Raw genomic sequence first — 18,974 nt, forward strand, 5'->3', positions numbered from 1 at the left:
AACGAAGCGCCGGGTTGACGCGTTTTCCCGATTCGCACGGTTTCCCTGCCGCCGGGAAATGCTCTATGGCCAGCAGATGATGGACAGCGACGAATTTGAAAATGGCGGCCAGGAAGCCGCGCCGATCGACATGCTGGCCGCCTATTTTGAGGCGAATGGCTGGAGTTTCGATCAGGTTGGTGAGGATGAGATCGTCGCCAGCAGCCAGGGCAGTTGGGCGCAATATGAACTGCGCGGCATCTGGCGGGACGAGGATCAGGTGCTGCAATTGCTGGCCCTGCCGGACATCCGCGTGACGGATGAAAAGCGTCCCGCCATTTACGAAACGCTCGGCCTCATCAACGAACAGCTCTGGCTCGGTCATTTCGAACTCTGGTCGTCGAGCGGCATCATCCTGTTCCGCCACGGCGCGCTGCTGGGCGCGGGCGGCGTGCTGACGCTCGATCAGGCGCAGGTGCTGGTCGAAACCGCGATCGACGAATGCGAACGCTTCTATCCGGTGTTCCAATTCGTCCTGTGGGGCGGCAAGAGCCCAACCGAAGCGATTTCCGCCAGCCTCATCGAAACGCGCGGCGAAGCCTGAGGCATTTTTTCATGACCGAACCCTGGCCGGACCACCTGTTCCTTGTCGGCTGCGGCAATATGGCCGGGCAGATGCTGACCCGCTGGCTCGCCTGCGGCCTCGGCCCCGCATCCGTCACCGTCCTGCGTCCCAGCGGCCGCCCGGTCGCGGACGGCGTTCAGGTGGTCACCAGCTATCCCGACACGCTGCCCCCCGGCACGACCGTGCTGCTTGGCATGAAGCCTTATCAGTTGGGCGACGTCGCGCAGGCGCTGGCTCCCCTGTGCGGCGGCGAAATGACGCTCATCTCCATCCTGGCTGGCACGCCGCTGGCCGAGCTGCGCCGACAATTTCCCAATGCCGGGCAGATCGTTCGTGCCATGCCCAATCTGCCTGTCGGCCTGGGGCAGGGGGTCACTGCGCTCCATGCAGAGGCCGCCAGCTCCCCGGCGGATCGGGCGGCCATCGACGCGCTGATCGCCCCGCTGGGCCTTGCCGAATGGATCGCCGACGAAGCGCTGTTCAATGAAGTGACCGCCTTGTCAGGATGCGGCCCCGCCTTCCTGTTCCGCTTCGTCGATGCCCTCTCGCGCGCGGGCGAAGCGATCGGCTTGCCCGCCGACCAGGCAGCCCGCATGGCGCTCGCCACCGTGCAGGGCTCTGCCAACATGGTCGCGCAGGCAAGCGACAGTCCCGCCATTTTGGCCGACCGCGTGGCGAGTCCGGGGGGCATGACCCGCGAGGGACTGAATGTCCTGGATGCCGATGACCGGCTGCTCAAGCTGCTTACCGATACGCTGACGGCAGCCCGCGACCGGGGCGAGGAAATGGCGCGCGGCGGCTAGCGGGCCGTTTCTATCGCCGCAGAAGCTGGCTAGGTTGCTGGCTGAACCTCTCCATCCCCGGAGCCTGCCATGCTACCCGCCGACACGCCCATCCTCATCCTCACCACCGGCGGTACGATCGACAAGATCTACTTCGACGCGCTATCCGACTATCAGGTCGGCGAAACGGTGATGGCGAAGCTGCTGGATATCGCGCGGGTCAAGCGGCCCTTCCGTATCGAGGAAGTGGCGCGCAAGGACAGCCTTGAACTGGACGACGCCGACCGCGCCCTGATCCGCGAGCGCGCCGCCACCGCGCCTGAAAGCTACATCGTCATCACCCATGGCACTGACACGATGACGGACACGGCGGCGATGCTGGGCGACCTCCCCGGCAAGACGATCGTGCTGGTCGGCGCCTTGGCCCCCGCGCGCTTTGGCGAAAGCGACGCCAGCTTTAACCTCGGCATGGCTTTCGCCACAGTTCAGACGGCAGGGCCAGGCGTCTATATCACCATGAGCGGCTCCGTGTTTCGCGCTGACCAGGTGGTTAAGGACCGGACGAAAGGCGCATTTGTGGCGCGGAGTTGAGTGCAAAAAGGACGAGCGAAGGTTTATGCCCTAAGTCCCGTTCGGGCTGAGCTTGTCGAAGCCCCCCGCACGCCCTTCGACAGGCTCAGGACGAACGGCTGAATGCATTTCCCGCCCTAACCCCCGAGCGACCTCTGCGCGCAAAATCGAAATGCCCGCCATCGCCGGTCAGGAACCCCCCTCGGCGCAGAGCATTATTCGTGCGGGTGGCGTAACGATGAGGAGGACATTGATGGCCGATTATCAGGAGCGTCCGGCGACGACGACCACGGTGATTGAAAAGCGCGGCGGTGGCGGTACGGCGATCGCGATATTGTTGCTGGTGGTCGTGGTGGCGATTGCCGCCTTTTTCCTGATCAGCAGCGAGACGAGCAAGGACAGCGCGGTCGAGGGTGCGGCCACCCAGGTCGGTCAGGCCGCCAGCGACGTCAGTGACGCGGCCAAGGATGCGGCAGGCGCTCCGGCGAGCGAATAACGGTCGTCAGCCGACCGGGCCTGGAATGGAAAAAGGGCGCCCCGCATGGGACGCCCTTTTTATTTCAACCTGCCGTGGTCGGCTCGGCCGAAGTCGGTTCAGCCTTCCACCTTCACATATTTGGGGGCAGCTTCGTTCAGGATGCGCAGAATCTTCTGCAGCGCGCTCGGCTCATCCGTTTCTTCCATCGCGGCCAGTTCGCGGGCGAGGCGGCTCGACGCGGCTTCGAAAATCTGCCGCTCCGAATAGCTCTGCTCGGGCTGATCGTCCGCACGGAACAGGTCGCGCGTCACTTCGGCGATCGACACCAGGTCGCCCGAATTGATCTTCGCTTCATATTCCTGCGCGCGGCGCGACCACATGGTGCGCTTCACCTTGGGCTTGCCCTTGAGCGTTTCGATGGCTTCTTCCAGGGTTTTGTTGGACGACAGCTTGCGCATGCCGACCCCTTCGGCCTTGTTGGTCGGCACGCGGAGCGTCATCCGCTCCTTTTCGAACCGGAGCACGTACAGCTCCAATTCCATGCCCGCGATCTGCTCCTTTTGCAGCTCGACGACGCGACCCACGCCGTGCTTGGGGTAAACAACATAATCACCAACGTCAAAGGACAGCGCCTTGGCAGCCATTTGAAACCTTTCTAATTCTACCGGGGACGAATAACCGCCGCGTCGCGGTTGCGCAGATAGGCATAAGCCGAGGGTAACGCGGCGCTATCGTCAGGACATGAGCAAATACTCCAGGACGGATGCGACCGTTTCCGCCTCTTGACCCTTATTTAGCAGATTCGTAACAAAATTGCCACCCCCGACGCAAAATCCGGGAGTGTGCAGGGGCATGAGACGCTAGGGGTAGTCAAAAGCGTCAGGCGGGGGCATCGAATCAGGCCCTCGCTCCAAGCCTATAACGGCTGGCTCAGCTTCCCGATCCGGGCTCGGGCGAAAAGAATTTCTCCAGCTTGTTCTCGATGCCCTTCATCTCGTCGGCGTCGGCAGGCGCGTCGCCCTTGACGGTGATGTTGGGCCATTCGGCGGAGAATTTCGTGTTGAGTTCCAGCCACTTTTCCAGGCCATTTTCCGTATCGGGCAAAATGGCTTCGGCGGGGCATTCAGGCTCGCACACGCCGCAATCGATGCACTCGCTCGGATTGATGACCAGCATATTCTCGCCCTCGTAGAAACAGTCCACGGGACAGACCTCGACGCAATCCATATATTTGCAGCGGATGCAGTTGTCGGTCACGACATAGGTCATGGGTCAGCACTCAATAGGTTTCGACAGCGGCGGCCCTGCTATGCCCGGCGAGCCAGAAGGTCAATGAGGATATTTTTGCAGGGTCAATTGCCCAGCTTCAGTTCTTCATAACATGTCTGCGCTTCGGGCGCTGGTCCGCGCCGTCCGGGAAGCGCGGTGACGCGCACCACCCGCACGCCGCTGGCATGGGGAAAGGTGATAAGGTCGCCTGCGCGCACCGGTGAATGGGCGCGTTCGATGCGGCGGCCGTTCAGGCGTATATGCCCTTCCTCGGCCATTTTCTGGGCGACCGACCGGCTCTTGGCCAGCCGGGCGAACCACAGGAATTTGTCTATGCGCAGGCTCGGCCCGTGATTGCCGAGGGCAGCGCTCTCACCCATTGCGGCCGAGCAGCTCGGCAAGGCCAGCGAAGGCATGATTGCCCGCAGGCGCCGTCGTCCCGGTCGAACCGGAGCGTGCAGGGGCACCACGCGCGGGGGCTGCGCGCCGGGCCTGGCCGCGCGCCTGCTGCTGGTCGGGCCGCACCTTCTGCCGTCCGCGGAATGCCCAGTTGACGCCACCTTCTTCAGCCGCCTCGATCGGCCGGAACCCGGCAAGGCGCATCAATTGCAGGAACGCTGCTTCGCTCAGGCCCAGCGACACGATCTGCGGGCTGAGCGCCGTGAACGCCTCGCCCTTTGCGATTGCCTCATGCGCCGTGCGCGCCATGCGTTCGGCCATGTCGATGCGCAGCATCTGCTCGCCAAAGCCCCGGAAACCGGCGATGCGCGCGCCCATCTGCTCCTGTTTCTCACCCGCCGGGATCAACGTCAGGCCGGGCTGGGGCAGAGGAAGGCACGGCTTGGCGATACGCGCCGCCAGCAGCGCAGCCCGCCAACGGGCAGCACCCGGTTTCAGCAGGCCGGGATGATAAATGTCCAGCACGCCGATATCGATGCCCGCACGCCGCAGCAGGTGCCGCTGATCCTTGTCCAGATGGCCCAGCGCCGAATCAAGCTCCGTTCGGGCGATGACGCCGCCAGCATCGGCCAGTTGCGCGAATACGGCGCGGACCACTGCGGGCACTTCCGGGTCGGACGCACTGGCGACCATCTTGGTCAGCGGTAGCAGATGCTTTTCCTTCTGCGCCTCGACCCATGTGGTCAGGCGACCGGCAATCTGCTTCTGCACGTCCTGACCCAGCGCCAGCAGGCCGCGATCCAGCCGGATTTCCGGCGTCAGCAGGGACGGGCCGGTCAGCAGTGCCGCCACGGCGTCGCCCTTCCAGCTGATCCCCGGCGCCTGCCCGGCTTCGTCCATGAGCGCGAAATCGGTATCGGGCGCGCCCAGCAATTCGTCAGCCTTCACTCGCAATATCCTTCCAAGGCGGCGTTCCGCCGCCGCCAGCAGCATCTTTCTGTCCTGATGCCGCGTAGCCGGATCGACTGAGAAACGAAATCCGTCAAGTCGCCCGATCGTCTCACCATCGACGCAGACCGTCCCGTCTTGCTCCAAATCGACCGGCAGATTGCTCGCATCCTGCCCCATGTCGCGCAGCAGGACGGTGGTCCTGCGATCCACAAAGCGCTGGGTCAGCGCGCTGTGCAGGGCGTCGGACAGCCTTTCTTCCAGCGCGCGGGTGCGCTCCGCCATCTCCGCCGGATGCGCCAGCCAGTCGGCCCGATGCGCGATGTAGGACCATGTGCGCGCCGCCGCGATCCGCGCCGACAGCGTGTCTATATCACCCTGCACCGAATCGAGTCGCGCCAGTTGCTGCGCAAACCAGTCACGCGGAATATGGCCATTGCCTTCCGACAGGAATCGCCAGATGCGCCCGACCGTCCTGGCATGATGCTCAGCCCCCACTTTCTGGAAATCGGGAAGGCCGCACGCCGCCCACAGCCGTTCAACCTGCCTTTTCCCCTTGGCCCGGTCGATCACCAGCGGATCGTCGGCCAGCCTTCTTAGCACCGCCAGGTCCACCGCTTCGGGCGCCGCGCGCAACTGGTCCAGGTCGGGCCGGGTTTCCAGCTCCATGATCAGCCGGTTGACGCTGTCCATGCGCGGTTTCCCTTCGCGCCAGAAAAGCTGATCGACAGGCGGGAAGCGATGCGCCTCTATCGCCTCAATCTCTTCGGGTGTGAAGGCCGCGTCGCCATCCTCATGGCCCAGACTCCCGAAAGTGCCGTCCTTGTGATGCCGCCCGGCGCGCCCCGCGATCTGCGCCATTTCCGCCACCGTCAGCCGCCGGGTGCGCCTGCCGTCGAACTTGCGCAGCGATGCGAAGGCGACATGGGCGACGTCCAGGTTCAGCCCCATGCCGATCGCGTCGGTCGCGACCAGATAGTCGACCTCGCCATTCAGGAACATCTGCACCTGCGCGTTGCGGGTGCGGGGCGACAGCGCGCCCATCACCACGGCCGCGCCGCCCCGGAACCGCCGCAGCATTTCCGCAACGGCATAGACCTCCTCGGCCGAAAAGGCGACGATGGCGGACCGCTTGGGCAGGCGCGACAGCTTCTTTGCGCCCGCATAGGATAATGTGGAAAAACGCGGGCGGCTGATGATCTCGACTTCGGGCACCAGCGCCCTGACGACCCGGCTGATGCTGGCGGAGCCGAGGATCATCGTTTCTTCCCGGCCCCGCGCGCGCAGCAGCCGGTCGGTAAAGACATGCCCGCGCTCCGGGTCGGACCCCAGTTGCGCTTCGTCCAACGCCACAAAGGCATAATCCCCATCGACCGGCATCGATTCGGCGGTGCACAGATAATAGAGTGCGCCCGGAGGTACGATCTTCTCTTCCCCGGTGATCAGCGCGACTTGCCCCGGTCCCTTGATCGCCACCACCCGCTCATAGACTTCGCGGGCCAGCAAGCGCAGCGGGAAGCCCATCATGCCGCTCGAATGGCCGCACATGCGCTCGACGGCCAGATGCGTCTTGCCGGTATTGGTGGGACCCAGCACGGCGGTGACGGGCGAACGGGCGAACTGGGCCATGATCCTCTCTATGTCGGGGATGGACGCGGCGAGGGCAAGGGGAAGGGGGCGGGAATCTCCTTGAGCTAAGGAAAGTGGCGATTGCTCAACGGCTGAAAGGCACGTTTCGTCGCGCAAAAAGGGTTAAAAATTCCGTCTTTATTTGACTTTAACCCTATGCGTTCACAACAATGCACGCGAACGCACGGCGGGGGTCGGGCGTATTTTGCCCGCGGGGGGCCGTTTCAACGTGTTTCATGGCAGCCAGTTTAATCCTCAACAGGGGGGCGCCTCCGCGTCCTTCTGGCTGACGGACGCCATCGCAAAGGGCGCCATGTCGCCCGCCGATGCGCGCGACTGGCGCACCCGCCTGCGTGACTGGGCGGAAGATGTGGAGCTGGTCCCCGACCTTGGCCAGCGCGTCGGCAGCCGCACATGGTTCCGCGGCCTTGCCACCTGCTTTGGCCTTTGCACCGCCGCCCTTTATCTCTCCCCCGGCTTTCACCCCATACCCGGCGCGCCGCAGCCCCTGCTTGAACAGGCGCAGTTCGACGAAGTGCGCAGCCAGATGATCACCCCGCTCGCCATGGGCGCGGACAGCGGGCGGCGCATGGGGCCGACCGACGCCGTGCAGCCTTTGCGCGAAACGCCCGAACGCCCGCAGATCGAACTGCGCGCCCAGATCGGCGGCGGCGATTCCCTCGCCCGCGCCCTGTCCCGCGCCGGTGTCAGCAGCAGCGACGTCGCCCAGGTCATGTCCCTCGCAGGCGGAGACATCGGCAAGGGCATGAAGCCCGGCACCCCGCTCGACATCATCCTTGGTCGCCGCGCCAGCCGCGACATGCCGCGCCCGCTCGACCATCTTTCCTTCCGCGCCCGGCTCGACCTGGCGCTGGAGGTCAACCGCGTCGGCGGCGTCCTCCAGGTCAAGCGTACGCCCATCCGCGTCGATGATACGCCGCTGCGCATTCAGGGCGTGATCGGCGAGAGCATCTACCAATCGGCCCGCACCGCCGGAGCGCCGCCCAAGGCGATCCAGGCCTTCCTGCGCGTCATCGCGCAACAGGTAGATCTCGGCTCCATCCACGCCGGGGACCGCTACGACATCATCACCGAATATCGCCGCGCCGAAACCGGTGATGTGGAGGTGGGGGACCTGCTCTACGCCGGACTTCGCCGCCCCAGCGGACGCGGCGTCGACATGCTCAAATGGACGAGCGAAGGCCGCAGCCAGTGGTTCGAGGCATCGGGCGTCGGCGAACGGCGTGGCGTCCTTGCCGCTCCGGTCCGGGGTCGGATGTCGTCGGGCTTCGGCATGCGCCGTCACCCCATTCTGGGCTACAGGCGGATGCATGCGGGCTTGGATTTCGCCGCCGCCTATGGATCGCCCATCTATGCGGCGACCGATGGCGTGGTGTCCTATTCGGGGCGGCATGGCGGCCACGGCAATTATGTCCGTCTGGAACATGGCAACGGCCTCGCCACCGGCTACGCGCATATGAGCCGCATCGCCGCCCGCTATGGCCAGCGCGTCCGGCAGGGACAGGTGATCGGCTATGTCGGCTCCAGCGGCCTTTCGACCGGTCCGCATCTCCATTACGAACTGTATCGCAGCGGCCGCACGATCAATCCGCTGTCGGTGAAATTCACCACCACCGCGCAACTCGCCGGTCGCGAACTCGTCGCCTTCCGCGACCGCCTGCGCCGGTTGAAGAGCCTGCCCGCTGGCCCGCAGGTCAAGGTCGCGCAGAACAGCGCGTCTCCCTCCACCCCCGCGCAGGCCGTCAATTAGCCGCTTTCCGTCACGCGGCGGCTTCGCTAACCCGCGCCCATGACGAAGATCACCGCCCTGCTGCTCGCCGGATCGCGCCCCGGTTCCGATCCCCTGGCGCAGGCGGCGGGCGTCCCCGTCAAGCCGCTCGCGCCGGTCGCGGGCGAACCGATGATCAACTATCCCGCGCGCGCGCTGTTGGCCCACCCGGCGATCGGCCAGCTCATCATCCTGACGCAAACGCCGGACCTGTACGCCGCCAACCCCGCCACCGCATGGCTCGCCAGCCATCCGCAGGTGCGCTTCGAAACCAGCGACAGCGGCATCGCCTCCACTCTGCTCGGCCTCCTCGACCGCCCCGACCTGCCATTCCCGCTGCTCGTCACCACGGCGGATCATGTCCTGCTTGACGCAGCCATGCTCGACCAGTTCGTTGTCGAAGGGCAGGGGGCGGACATCGCCGTCGCCATGGTCGAACGCGCCACGCTGCTCGCCTGCTACCCCTCGTCCCGCCGCACCTGGCTCAAATTCCGCGACGGCTGGTGGTCGGGCGCCAATCTCTTCTGGTTCGGCAGCGCAAAGGCCCGCGCCGTGATCGCGCTCTGGCAGGAAGTCGAACAGGACCGCAAAAAGGGCTGGAAGATCATCGCCTCCTTCGGCCCCCTCGCCCTGCTGGGCGCGCTGCTCCGCCTGCTGGGCCTGCGCAGCGGCATAGCCCGCATAGGCCGCCGCTTCGGACTGACCGCCAGGCTGGTCGCCATGCACAAGGCCGAAGCCTGCATCGACGCCGACAAGGTCGAGGATGTGAAGCTGATCGAAGAGATATTACGCGGGGGGATGGGGGCTGTGGGGTCGGCGACAGGTCCGATCAGGAAGTAAAAAGTGAAATCCGTCATGCCAGCGACCCGAAAGGATGGGTGGCGTGCGGACTGACGGCTTCCGGCGATAACTCTTGGTTACGGCGGTACGACTCCGCTAGACAACCGTGCACCAACGAGGTGGAGAATAGGTGGACCGGGAAATCCGTTGGTATTACAGGCGCACGAACTCAACGGGGGCCGTATGTTTTTCTCAATTTTTTTGTTGGTTGGCGTCGCGGCCTGTCTGATTGGGACGACAGTGCTTATGACGTTGATGATCCGTCATGATCAGAAACTTCATTACACTATCAATAACATTGTGAATTCTCAGGCGGAAATAACCTCTAACTTGCTGACTATCAGTAATTTGTATGGTCGAACCGAATCTACACTTGTTGCCAGCGTAACCACTTTGAAAGATCGCCTGGATTTCGTCCATACTGCGATTGAATCCGTCATCATGCAAACGGTTCGCCCCCGTGTCATCAATCTGTATATTTCAGATACAATTCGAGAAGAGGATATTCCATACAGATTAGGAAGGCTTCGCGAATTTGGATTGTCCATTCACTTTGTGTCTGACGTGGGTCCACATACCAAGCTCATCTATGCATTGAGAGATTTTCCAAAAGACTTGATCTTTACTTTTGATGATGATGTAATATATCCTTCAAACACGATCGCGTGCATACTTGGTGTGCACAAGAAATTTCCGGACGCTATAGCTGCAAACTGGGCGCGGGAAATTCCGCTGGATCGACACGGCAGGCCAAAATGCATCAAGAAAGGGAAACTTCTCACGCCAGCTGCCCTGACGCGCAGTGTCAATCAGGGGGCGCACGCCGCTGTTCCCAGTCATAGGGCATTTGCCTATGGCACAGGCGGCGTGCTCTATCCCCCCAAGGCCTTAGATCCGCGGGTTCAAGACATTTCTACATTCAAGCAGTTATGCCCTACCGAGGACGATATCTGGTTCAAGGCTATGGCAATTTTGGCTGGTACGCCGGTCGTGCCGACAAATCTCGGCATACAGCCGAAGCACCACGTAGTAAGGGGGAGTCAGATGACGGCACTCCGACATCAAAACTACAAGAAAAATCGTAATCAGGAACAGATGAGCGCTGTTTTTGAAAAATTCGGTCTAGCTGATCGGCTTAGAGGATAGCAGTTCCTGCCTCAACCCTTTTGCAGATCATCGCGAAGACGCTACTGGATATCGAGAAAGACCGGACTCCGAGCTTGGCGTCAGCCGAATAACGTTCAGAGGCAAATGATCGGCAGAAATCGACTGGCGGGCAACTATTTCGCGAGCACATCGGGCCACTCCCTAAAACGAGGAAAATGCGTAAAATGAGAGCTGCATCAAAGCCTCGGCTTCATGTGATTGCCATTGGTGGCGCGCAGCAATTTCCGCATTTTATTCCCGTGGCGTGCGAAGTGCAGCGGCGGGGAAGATTTGAAGTGACGATCTTCGTTCCATCGCGCGAAGACGCTTGCGCACTTGCGGGGCTGGCTCGAAAGATCAAAGCGGCTCTGCCTGAAATTGTCATCATGGGTCTTCCGCCAGGTCTGGCCGCAGCACCAACGAAGCTTCACAAGATGCTGCGTTTGCTAAACTCGTCGAGAAGGCTGCGCGCCTGTGAAACGATGTTATGTGCGGAACGCACCAGCACGCTTCTGAAACGGCTTCCAGGCCGTAGCCCCCCGCTGATCCACATACCGCACGGTGCTGGAGATCGCGCGGTAGGATTTGAAAAGCGCTTCTCCTTGTTCGACCATGTCATCGTAGCGGGTGCAAAGGATCGCGACCGGCTAATCGGGTCGGGCGTTGTCGCGCCGACACAATGCCATGTTGGCGGCCCTGTAAAGATCGCAGCGATGCTCAAATCAGTTGAGAGCCGTCCTCGCCTGTTCTCAAATCAACTACCCACCATCTTGTATAATCCCCACTTCAAGAAGAGCTTAGGTTCAGCTGATATGTTCGTCCGCCCTTTGGTTGACGCTGTCATGAAGGAAGAGCGGTTTAACCTGGTCATCGCGCCGCATGTGCGGCTTGCCCAAGGCTGGAGCGAAGCAAAGCGGCAGGAGTGGAATAATTTATCAGTACAGGGCCGGGTCGCGGTAGACCTGGGATCGGAAAGATCGATCGACATGACCTATACATTGGGTTCGGACATCTACATTGGCGATGTGAGCAGCCAAGTGTACGAATTTTGCATCCGGCCGAGGCCGTGCATATTCGTGAATGCTCATGGCGTCGAATGGCGAGGGGACGAGAGCTTTGCTATGTGGAATTTCGGCGAGGTGATAGAACTCGATCACGAAATCGGCGCTGCGCTTGAGCGGGTCACCGAGGCGCATGGATCATTTCGTCCGGTGCAACGCGAGCGCGCTAAATCCGCATTGATGGGCCTGAGATGGAATGAAGATGACATGCCCTGCTTCGGAGATGTTGACCCGATAATTCGCACTGCGGAGTTAGTGGAAGCAACCGTGTTTAAGCCAGCAAGCTGAGAAAGCCAGATCAACGAAGCAGGCATCGGCGAGCCTGCCGAGAGGAAGGCGCCGAAAGAGATCCATCCGCGCAAGGGTGGCAACCCGAAGTGCCTGGGAACCGTCGAAGCGCGAGGCTGCGCTTTGATCGGCTGCGGGATTGGATACAAGTCTTTTACGTCTGCAATTTGCCGTAACTAATATGGCAACTCGTCACTTTCCATGACCCCTTTCTAAGGCGGCTCATAATGCGCTCACACGCCCATCACCCCAAACCCGCACCACCCTTCGCCACCGCCCTCCGGCTAGCCAGCCCCATCATCACAAACCCCACCACCGACGCGATCACATTCGCGCTCGCAGCGCCGATGGTCCCGTGCATCGACAGCAGCACCGCCTGCAAGCCAAGCAGCAAGACCGTCGTCACCAGCGTGATACGCAGCGACAGCGACGCCCGGTCAGTCGCCATCAGCAGCGGGCGATAGCTGACGCCCAGTAGGTCGATGCAGGCCGCAATGCCCAGCAGCAGCAGCAGCGGATAGGCGGGCAGGAAAGCATCGCCCGCGATCAGACCCAGCAACGGGCGCCCCAGCATCAGGATCAACGCAATGATCACCGCCCCGGAAACATAGGCCAGCCGATTGGTGCGCCGAAACAGCGTCCGCAACTCGTCCTGCCCATGGCTGCTATGGGTCCGGCTCAACTCAACGAAGATGCTGCGGGAAAGCAGGCCGGAAATCTTCGTCAGCGACTGGGCAAGCTGATTGGCCAGCCGATAGAGGCCCGCGCCCGCAGGCCCCGCGAACAACCCCACGACCAGCACCGCCAGTTGTTGTCCCATGGAAACCAGTGTGGTTTGCAGGTTGCTCGCGGTCAGGAAACCGATGATGCCGGGATTTTCCAGCCGCGCCTCCATGGCCCGGCCCGCGCGCCAGCTGCCCAGCCGCTCGCTGCCCACGCGCAGCGCCAGCCGCCAATATGTCGCCGCGCACAGCAGCTCCGCCACCGCCCAGGCGATCAGATAACCTGTGATGTCCGGCATCAACGCCCATGCGACAAGCGCGCCGATCATGCGGCCTATCGGCACCATGGTTTCCGCGGCGGCCGCCAGATCGAATCGGTCGAACAGGCGCAGCACACCTGTCGGGGACGACCGGATGGTGATCATCATGACCATGCAGAACAGCCATGTCTGCCACGCCATCGCGGGGGACAGCTCCATCATCGGCCCGAACGCGACCAGGATGACCGCCGCGATCACGCCGCCCGCCGCCGCCGACGCCAGATCGATCAGAATGCAGAAACGCAGCACCCGGTTAAGCGCGTCATGATTGGCGGTCATCAGGTGCGGCTGCCCATAACGCACGACGATCTGCCAGCTTTCGAAGCTCACCAGCGTCTTGACGATCGTCGCCGCGCTCAGGATCAGTGCGAAGCGGCCGAAATCGGCAACGCCCAGCGTCCGGGTGATGATCGCCAGATAGGCAAGGCTGAGCACCGCGCCCACGCCCTTGCCGCCCAGCAGCCAGCCGGTATTTGCCAGGATGCGGGCAAAGCCTGCCTTGGCCTCGCTCGACCCGTCCATGCTGTCCACTTGTGTTCCGGGCCTTTCGCTCACCGCCTCTTGCCCGGCTATCTAGGGAAATGCGGCGCGAAGGGCAAATATCTCCTCGGCTTCCCTCGCCGGGGCAAAGCCATTATGGCGCCTTTCCATGAGCATCAGCAAAGCCATCATCCTTTCCGCCGGGCAGGGCTCGCGCCTGTTGCCGCTGACCCGCGACGTGCCCAAGTGCATGATCGACTTCAACGGCCGCAGCCTCATCAGTTGGCAGGTCGCGGCGCTGGTCGCCAATGGCGTGACGGACATCGTCGTCGTCACCGGCTTTCGGACGGAGCGGGTGGAGGATCATGCACTCCAGCTTTACCGGGAAACGGGCGCGCGCATCCGCACGCTGTTCAACCCCTTCTTCCAGGTCGCGGATAATCTGGGCACCTGCTGGATCGCGCGGGAGGAGATGGACCGGGACTTCATCATCTTGAATGGCGACACGATCATATCGGACGAGATCGTGGCGAAGCTGATCGCAGGGGCGCAGGACGCCATCACCGTCACGGTCGATGTGAAGGCCGAATATGACGATGACGACATGAAGGTGAACCGCGATGCGGAAGGCCGCCTGCACGCCATCGGCAAGCGTTTGCTGCCCCCCGACACCAACGCCGAATCGATCGGCATGCTGGCGTTTCGGGGGGAGGGGCCTGCGATCTTCCGCAGCCAGATCGACCAGATGATGCGCACGCCCGAAGGGGTCGAACGCTGGTATCTCCGCGCGATCGACCTGATCGCCAGGGGCAACCGGGTAGGCACCGTGTCTATCCAGGGGCTGGATTGGCAGGAGGTCGATTTCCCGCAGGATGTGGATGCCGCCAATACGCTTACCGCTCGCTGGCTGGCCGAAGGGCGCTACGCGAAATAGGGTTTGATCCAGCCGGTCAGCGCCGCGATCTGCGCGCTGTCCAGCTTGACCGCGCTGCCAAGGTCCGGCTGGCCCGGCCAGCCTGCATCTGTGATGGTCATCCCCGCATGCTCCCTGCTACCCTCATAGCGCGGCAGGACATGGAAATGGACATGCGGATCGACCATCATCAGCATCAGGTAATTGATCTTTTCATAACCGATCAGTTCTGAAAGCGCTGCTTCGATCGCCTTGGTCACCTGGGCCAGTTCGGCATGGGCTTGCCCCTCAAGATCCCCGAAAGCCGTAGCGTCAGACTTCGCCGCCAGCACCAGCGACCCCAGCGTCGCCTGCGCCGGACGCAGCAACACGACCCAATGCTCATACTCGGCCACCAGTGTCGCTGGAAAACCGAATCTTTCAATGGTTTCATTCACGCTTTCGCCTCCATCCAGCTGACGATCGCCCGCCCCGCGCGCTTCTCACCATAGGCCTGCAGCAACCGCACCGCATGAACGATCAATGAGATCGCCGTCCACCACGCAAGCGCGATCAGCCCCAGATCCGGCCGCCCCGCGAGCAGCGAAACGAACAGGATCACCATATTGGGATTGCGCCGCGCCGTGATCAACCGGAACCAGCTGTCGAACCGTCTCCACACATGAATGTCCATCCCGAAATCCTTGATGAACATCCCCTCGATCAAACGCTGGAGCACATAGCCGCCCACGATGATCGCCATGACGACTGCGAAGGTCCCGTTCGGCAGCGCTAGCCCCCACGCCGACAGCCCCACGCCCCAGAAATACCACCAGAAAGGCGGATGGATCAGGTCGACGCCATGATCGGCGACATTGCCCCATTTGGACGATGTGATGGTGCAGCGCGCCAGCTTTCCATCCACGGTATCCAGCACCATGAAGATGAAGCCCGCCAGCATGCCGGTCCAGTACATGCCCTGCGCGAAAAGATAGGTCGCAATCAGGCAGAAGGTGGCGCCGATGGCAGTGACCATGTTCGGCGTCATGTGGATCGACGCTGCGAAGCGGGTAAGCCACAGCGCCAGTTCGGGCCACAGATATTTGGTGAGCAGATCCGTCACGCCCTTATAGGCGCCCATATAGCTGCGCCGTTCGATCTCACGCCGGGTAGCGGGGGTCAGTTCGCGGACAAAGGGCTGCTCCAGCTTGCGCAGTTGGCGGTTGTAGAGCTTGCGGCCATCGGCAAGGTCGATGACATGGGAGGCGTGTAATGGATCGGTGCCCGATGGCGTCTGCGCGACGACCAATTCACCGTTCCAGGTGAAAACGGTACCGGGCTCCTCTAACACCAATCGGAGCAACAGAGGGTCGAAGACGTAGCGAAGATTGAAGATTAGTTGATGGCTCGAGGCGACGGCCGCTCCTGCTTGTGTCGCGCTCACGGTCAAACGACGGCATCGTTCCTTATTGGATATGCCCCAGACAGGCGTCTGATTTTCATTCACGAACCGCACCGCATCGTCCAAAGTGATTATTCCTTTAAGTGAGGAAGCACCCGAACTGCTGCGCTAGCTATAAGTGTGCCGATATTCCAGCTTGCAATGAGCGTCGCGTATTTTAGAGCGACTGCCGGAAAACGATGGCAATGCCCCCGCTGTCGCACGAAGGAAATATCTTGATCGGATGGTACGCGAAGAGCTTCGATCCTTCTAAGGCGAGTATCAGGCTCCGTCTGCTTCAACCTATGGAATATCTCCGGGGCAGGGGCGTGAAGACAGATTTGTTTGACCCGGAGAAAGGTGTCGAAGCCTATGAAGCGATCATCTTTTCCAAGTCGCTGCAATCTGCAACCCTGCTCTTGGCGCGTGCGGCCAAGGCGGCTGGCAAGCGCGTAATCTTCGACATTTGCGACAACATCTTCGAAGCCAAGGACAGCCCGGCCAAGGCCCGCAAAATCGAATGTTTGCGGGAGATTCTCTTGCTCGCCGACGTTGTCGTTTACGCTACCCCGGCGCTTCAGGAGCAGATAAGCGGCCGAGTCCCGCTTATGAGTGCTCAACAACTCGTCATTCCCGACATGCTGGAGGATTTATCCACTCTGAGTGGCCGTCTTTCGCTGAAGGAGCGTTTTGACATGATGCGGCTGCGTCGCTTCCAGCGAATTCACACAGGTGCAATGCATTGTGTTTGGTTCGGGAAGTGCCAAGGCAGCAGGTCCGGCTTGGTGCATGTCCACGCCGCTGTGCGAGAGTTGGAGCTATTTTCCCGGTCGCACAAAGTCACCCTGACCATTATCGGAGATCAGCGCCTTCGTTACTGGAGCGCATCCCGCCAGTGGGATATCCCGCACTTCTATCTTCCTTGGACGTTGGGCAGTTTCTGGCCAGCCATGAAGATGCACAACGTAGCTATCGTCCCAGTTGCGAAGAACGACTATACCGTTGGCAAGACGATCAACCGACCTGCTACGGCGTTGCGCGCGGGGCTGGGTGTGATCGCGGATACTATCCCCGCTTATGAAGAGCTGCGGCCGTTCATCGTGCTGGATGACTGGCAGCAGGGGCTACATCGCTATCGAGCGACCCATCCAAGCGACGATGCGGGATGCGAGGCCGCGCGAAAGCATATCGAGACACTCTATGGCAACGATGCGGTGGGCTCGCAATGGATGGCCCTTGCCGGGTCGGTCAGCGAGAAAATAAGGCCGCCGGTTAGCCAAGCGCCGCAGGGCTGATCGACATGAAATGCGCAATGGCGTCCGCCTGTCGTTGGGACGCGGGGCGCTGCTCGATACTGGCGGACAATGCGAAGCGTTTCTCCTGGAGCGTCTGGTATTGGGCTTGACGCTCATCAGCACGAGCGAGAGCGGGCTCCAGTTCGGTCAGGCTGTTGATGACCTGACCCATATGCCAGTGGGCGAATTGGTCGCGCTGCTGCCAGTCGATGTTCACGAAATTCGTGAAAATGCAGGGTCTCGGCTGCCTGATGAATTCATAAACTTGGCTGGAAATATCGCCCATATAGATGTCCGCGCTGTTCACGTATGTCATGTCAATAGAATAGCGACTGCCAAGATCGATCCGGATGTTCTGGGATGAAGAGCGAAGCAACCGCCCCGCGTTGCTCTTGACATGGGGCGCGATGATAAAGTTGAAATTCCGCAGACTTTCCAGATGCCGCAGGATGCTTTCGGCATGGTCATGCCAAGGCGACAGTTTCCGGTCGAAATGCGGATTATAGAGGATGACCGGATTGTCATTGGTGAAGAAGCGTCTGGGTGGGCCCATCAACTCGAATTTGGAATATCCTGTGACCTCGCAATCATCGAGCGTGGCAAGCCCTCTCTCAATGAGGCGCGCCCTGTCCTTCTCCCCCATCACCAGTGTTAAATCATACGCGGCGTGGCGGGGATTATAGCCACCTTCCCGATCCCCGGCGCCGTGCTTCAAATGGATCATTCGCGCTGAAAAACCAGGAATCCTTCGCAAATGCGCTGAGGAAACTTCCGTGGTCGCGATATAAGGGAAAAGGGACAGCCGGTCATAGTTCATCAGAAGCACCGCCAGACGCGAGGGCAACTGAAACAGCGAGTCAGGCGAGAAGGGTGGCTTTCTCAGCTTCTGCAAAGAAAGGCGTTTCTCGGTATCGAAGCTATCAATAAATTCGAGCATCCGGCGTGACGGTGAAAGAACTGTTACCTCAATGGGGTAGGCGCGCGCCAGTTGAAGCGCGCCGGGGAGCCAGTGGAAAATCTGGTGCGCTTCGGAAATGGCTAGAAAAGCGATCTTCGCCAATGCATGCTCCTGATCGTCGAATGGATTTGCCCATGAAGGGCGCTGCCGGTTTTGGCAACGGTCGTACAACCTAAGGGCTGGACCTTTTCCGGATCTTTGCTATTGCGCCGACCCATTGCAAGCCAGCTGCGCATCATGACATCCGCGAGGTAGCGAATAAGATGGCCGAATTCTCTCTGCCCAAGAACAGCAAGATTTCCGGTAAGGGCGTGGCCCACAAGGCGCCTGACGGGGCAAGCAACGTCAAGAGCTTCAAGGTCTATCGCTACGACCCCGACTCGGGTCAGAATCCGCGCTATGACACGTTCGAGATCGATCTCGACAATTGTGGGCCGATGGTTCTCGACGCGCTGCTGAAGATCAAGAATGAATATGATCCGACGCTGACGTTCCGCCGTTCCTGCCGCGAAGGCATATGCGGTTCCTGTTCCATGAACATGAATGGCAAGAATGGCCTCGCTTGCACCACCTCGATCGAGGAATGCGCGGGCAAGGAAGTGCGCATCACGCCGCTGCCGCACATGGACGTCATCAAGGATCTCGTCCCCGACTTCACGCATTTCTACGCGCAGTATAATTCGATCAAGCCATGGCTGCAAACCGTCAGCCCCCCGCCGAGCGGTAAGGAGCGGCTCCAGTCGCCCGCCGACCGCGAGAAGCTTGACGGCCTTTATGAGTGCATCCTGTGCGCCTGCTGTTCGACCAGCTGCCCCAGCTACTGGTGGAATTCGGACAAGTTCCTCGGTCCGGCCATTCTGCTCCAGGCCTATCGCTGGCTGGCGGACAGCCGCGACGAATATACCGGCGAGCGCCTGGATGAGCTGGAAGATCCCTTCCGCCTCTATCGCTGCCATACGATCATGAACTGCGCGAACGTCTGCCCGAAGGGTTTGAGCCCGGCGAAGGCGATCGCGGAGACCAAGAAGATGATGGTCGAACGGCAGCTCTGACAAGCGTGAGT

19 protein-coding genes are annotated in these 18,974 nt (G+C 61.3%); 11 read left to right on the forward strand and 8 right to left on the reverse strand.

Annotated features, from left to right (window positions below):
- Positions 1 to 76 precede the first annotated feature (76 nt).
- The 4 genes from K663_RS05240 to K663_RS05255 all read left to right on the forward strand — a co-directional run bounded on the left by K663_RS05240 (position 77) and on the right by K663_RS05255 (position 2,452).
- The gene (locus K663_RS05240; protein ID WP_062120382.1) at positions 77 to 583 is read left to right on the forward strand and encodes a YbjN domain-containing protein; all 507 of its coding nucleotides are present in this window, start codon (positions 77 to 79) and stop codon (positions 581 to 583) included.
- An 11-nt stretch (positions 584 to 594) separates the two neighbouring features.
- Entirely contained in the window at positions 595 to 1,407 is an 813-nt protein-coding gene (proC, locus tag K663_RS05245) for a pyrroline-5-carboxylate reductase (RefSeq protein WP_062114999.1), read from the forward strand.
- 69 nt (positions 1,408 to 1,476) lie between these two features.
- Positions 1,477 to 1,977 (forward strand): asparaginase domain-containing protein, encoded by a 501-nt coding sequence (locus tag K663_RS05250; RefSeq protein WP_062115002.1) that lies wholly within the window; start codon positions 1,477 to 1,479, stop codon positions 1,975 to 1,977.
- 232 nt (positions 1,978 to 2,209) lie between these two features.
- Complete coding sequence (locus K663_RS05255) at positions 2,210 to 2,452, forward strand: hypothetical protein (protein ID WP_062115004.1); 243 nt, start codon at positions 2,210 to 2,212, stop codon at positions 2,450 to 2,452.
- A gap of 98 nt (positions 2,453 to 2,550) precedes the next feature.
- Here the strand turns inward: K663_RS05255 and K663_RS05260 are convergent, their stop codons facing one another.
- The 4 genes from K663_RS05260 to K663_RS05275 all read right to left on the reverse strand — a co-directional run bounded on the left by K663_RS05260 (position 2,551) and on the right by K663_RS05275 (position 6,679).
- Positions 2,551 to 3,078: a CarD family transcriptional regulator gene (locus K663_RS05260; RefSeq protein WP_037461812.1), complete on the reverse strand. Its 528-nt coding sequence runs from the start codon at positions 3,076 to 3,078 to the stop codon at positions 2,551 to 2,553.
- 286 nt (positions 3,079 to 3,364) lie between these two features.
- Positions 3,365 to 3,703 (reverse strand): ferredoxin FdxA, encoded by a 339-nt coding sequence (gene fdxA / locus K663_RS05265; RefSeq protein ID WP_062115007.1) that lies wholly within the window; start codon positions 3,701 to 3,703, stop codon positions 3,365 to 3,367.
- Between the two features lie 83 nt (positions 3,704 to 3,786).
- Entirely contained in the window at positions 3,787 to 4,083 is a 297-nt protein-coding gene (locus K663_RS05270) for an RNA-binding S4 domain-containing protein (RefSeq protein WP_062115010.1), read from the reverse strand.
- Entirely contained in the window at positions 4,076 to 6,679 is a 2,604-nt protein-coding gene (locus tag K663_RS05275) for a helicase-related protein (protein WP_201026676.1), read from the reverse strand. The genes K663_RS05270 and K663_RS05275 overlap by 8 nt, the downstream gene beginning before the upstream one ends.
- 229 nt (positions 6,680 to 6,908) lie before the next feature.
- Between K663_RS05275 and K663_RS05280 the strand changes: the two genes are divergently transcribed.
- The 4 genes from K663_RS05280 to K663_RS05295 all read left to right on the forward strand — a co-directional run bounded on the left by K663_RS05280 (position 6,909) and on the right by K663_RS05295 (position 11,803).
- On the forward strand, positions 6,909 to 8,450 hold the full coding sequence (locus K663_RS05280; protein WP_062120387.1) for a M23 family metallopeptidase: 1,542 nt from the start codon (positions 6,909 to 6,911) through the stop codon (positions 8,448 to 8,450).
- A gap of 39 nt (positions 8,451 to 8,489) precedes the next feature.
- The gene (locus tag K663_RS05285; RefSeq protein WP_062115013.1) at positions 8,490 to 9,308 is read left to right on the forward strand and encodes a nucleotidyltransferase family protein; all 819 of its coding nucleotides are present in this window, start codon (positions 8,490 to 8,492) and stop codon (positions 9,306 to 9,308) included.
- Positions 9,309 to 9,455: 147 nt separating this feature from the next.
- Positions 9,456 to 10,454, forward strand: a complete 999-nt coding sequence (locus K663_RS05290; RefSeq protein ID WP_235589525.1) for a hypothetical protein — start codon at positions 9,456 to 9,458, stop codon at positions 10,452 to 10,454.
- Between the two features lie 185 nt (positions 10,455 to 10,639).
- Positions 10,640 to 11,803: a hypothetical protein gene (locus K663_RS05295; protein WP_062115020.1), complete on the forward strand. Its 1,164-nt coding sequence runs from the start codon at positions 10,640 to 10,642 to the stop codon at positions 11,801 to 11,803.
- Positions 11,804 to 12,047: 244 nt separating this feature from the next.
- On the opposite strand, the gene K663_RS05300 is transcribed toward K663_RS05295, so the two are convergent.
- A complete protein-coding gene (locus K663_RS05300; protein ID WP_062120388.1) occupies positions 12,048 to 13,367 on the reverse strand; it encodes a lipopolysaccharide biosynthesis protein in 1,320 nt (439 codons plus the stop codon).
- A 127-nt stretch (positions 13,368 to 13,494) separates the two neighbouring features.
- Between K663_RS05300 and K663_RS05305 the strand changes: the two genes are divergently transcribed.
- The gene (locus tag K663_RS05305) at positions 13,495 to 14,259 is read left to right on the forward strand and encodes a phosphocholine cytidylyltransferase family protein (RefSeq protein WP_062115023.1); all 765 of its coding nucleotides are present in this window, start codon (positions 13,495 to 13,497) and stop codon (positions 14,257 to 14,259) included.
- Here K663_RS05305 and K663_RS05310 read toward each other — a convergent pair.
- Together K663_RS05310 and K663_RS05315 are read right to left on the reverse strand one after the other, a co-directional pair.
- Complete coding sequence (locus tag K663_RS05310; RefSeq protein ID WP_062115026.1) at positions 14,247 to 14,675, reverse strand: HIT family protein; 429 nt, start codon at positions 14,673 to 14,675, stop codon at positions 14,247 to 14,249. The two genes, K663_RS05305 and K663_RS05310, sit on opposite strands and share 13 nt — an antisense overlap.
- Positions 14,672 to 15,754 carry a CDP-alcohol phosphatidyltransferase family protein gene (locus K663_RS05315; protein ID WP_062115029.1) on the reverse strand — a complete coding sequence of 361 codons (1,083 nt, stop codon included), beginning with the start codon at positions 15,752 to 15,754 and terminating at the stop codon, positions 14,672 to 14,674. The genes K663_RS05310 and K663_RS05315 overlap by 4 nt, the downstream gene beginning before the upstream one ends.
- Positions 15,755 to 15,987: 233 nt before the next feature.
- On the opposite strand from K663_RS05315, the gene K663_RS05320 reads away from it, so the two are divergent.
- Complete coding sequence (locus tag K663_RS05320) at positions 15,988 to 16,953, forward strand: glycosyltransferase family 4 protein (RefSeq protein ID WP_145902240.1); 966 nt, start codon at positions 15,988 to 15,990, stop codon at positions 16,951 to 16,953.
- Here the strand turns inward: K663_RS05320 and K663_RS05325 are convergent.
- On the reverse strand, positions 16,931 to 18,013 hold the full coding sequence (locus K663_RS05325; protein ID WP_062115033.1) for a hypothetical protein: 1,083 nt from the start codon (positions 18,011 to 18,013) through the stop codon (positions 16,931 to 16,933). The two genes, K663_RS05320 and K663_RS05325, sit on opposite strands and share 23 nt — an antisense overlap.
- Positions 18,014 to 18,174: 161 nt before the next feature.
- Between K663_RS05325 and K663_RS05330 the strand changes: the two genes are divergently transcribed.
- Positions 18,175 to 18,963 carry a succinate dehydrogenase iron-sulfur subunit gene (locus tag K663_RS05330; RefSeq protein ID WP_062115037.1) on the forward strand — a complete coding sequence of 263 codons (789 nt, stop codon included), beginning with the start codon at positions 18,175 to 18,177 and terminating at the stop codon, positions 18,961 to 18,963.
- Positions 18,964 to 18,974: the final 11 nt, after the last annotated feature.

Source organism: Sphingobium sp. MI1205 (assembly GCF_001563285.1).
Lineage (GTDB): Bacteria > Pseudomonadota > Alphaproteobacteria > Sphingomonadales > Sphingomonadaceae > Sphingobium.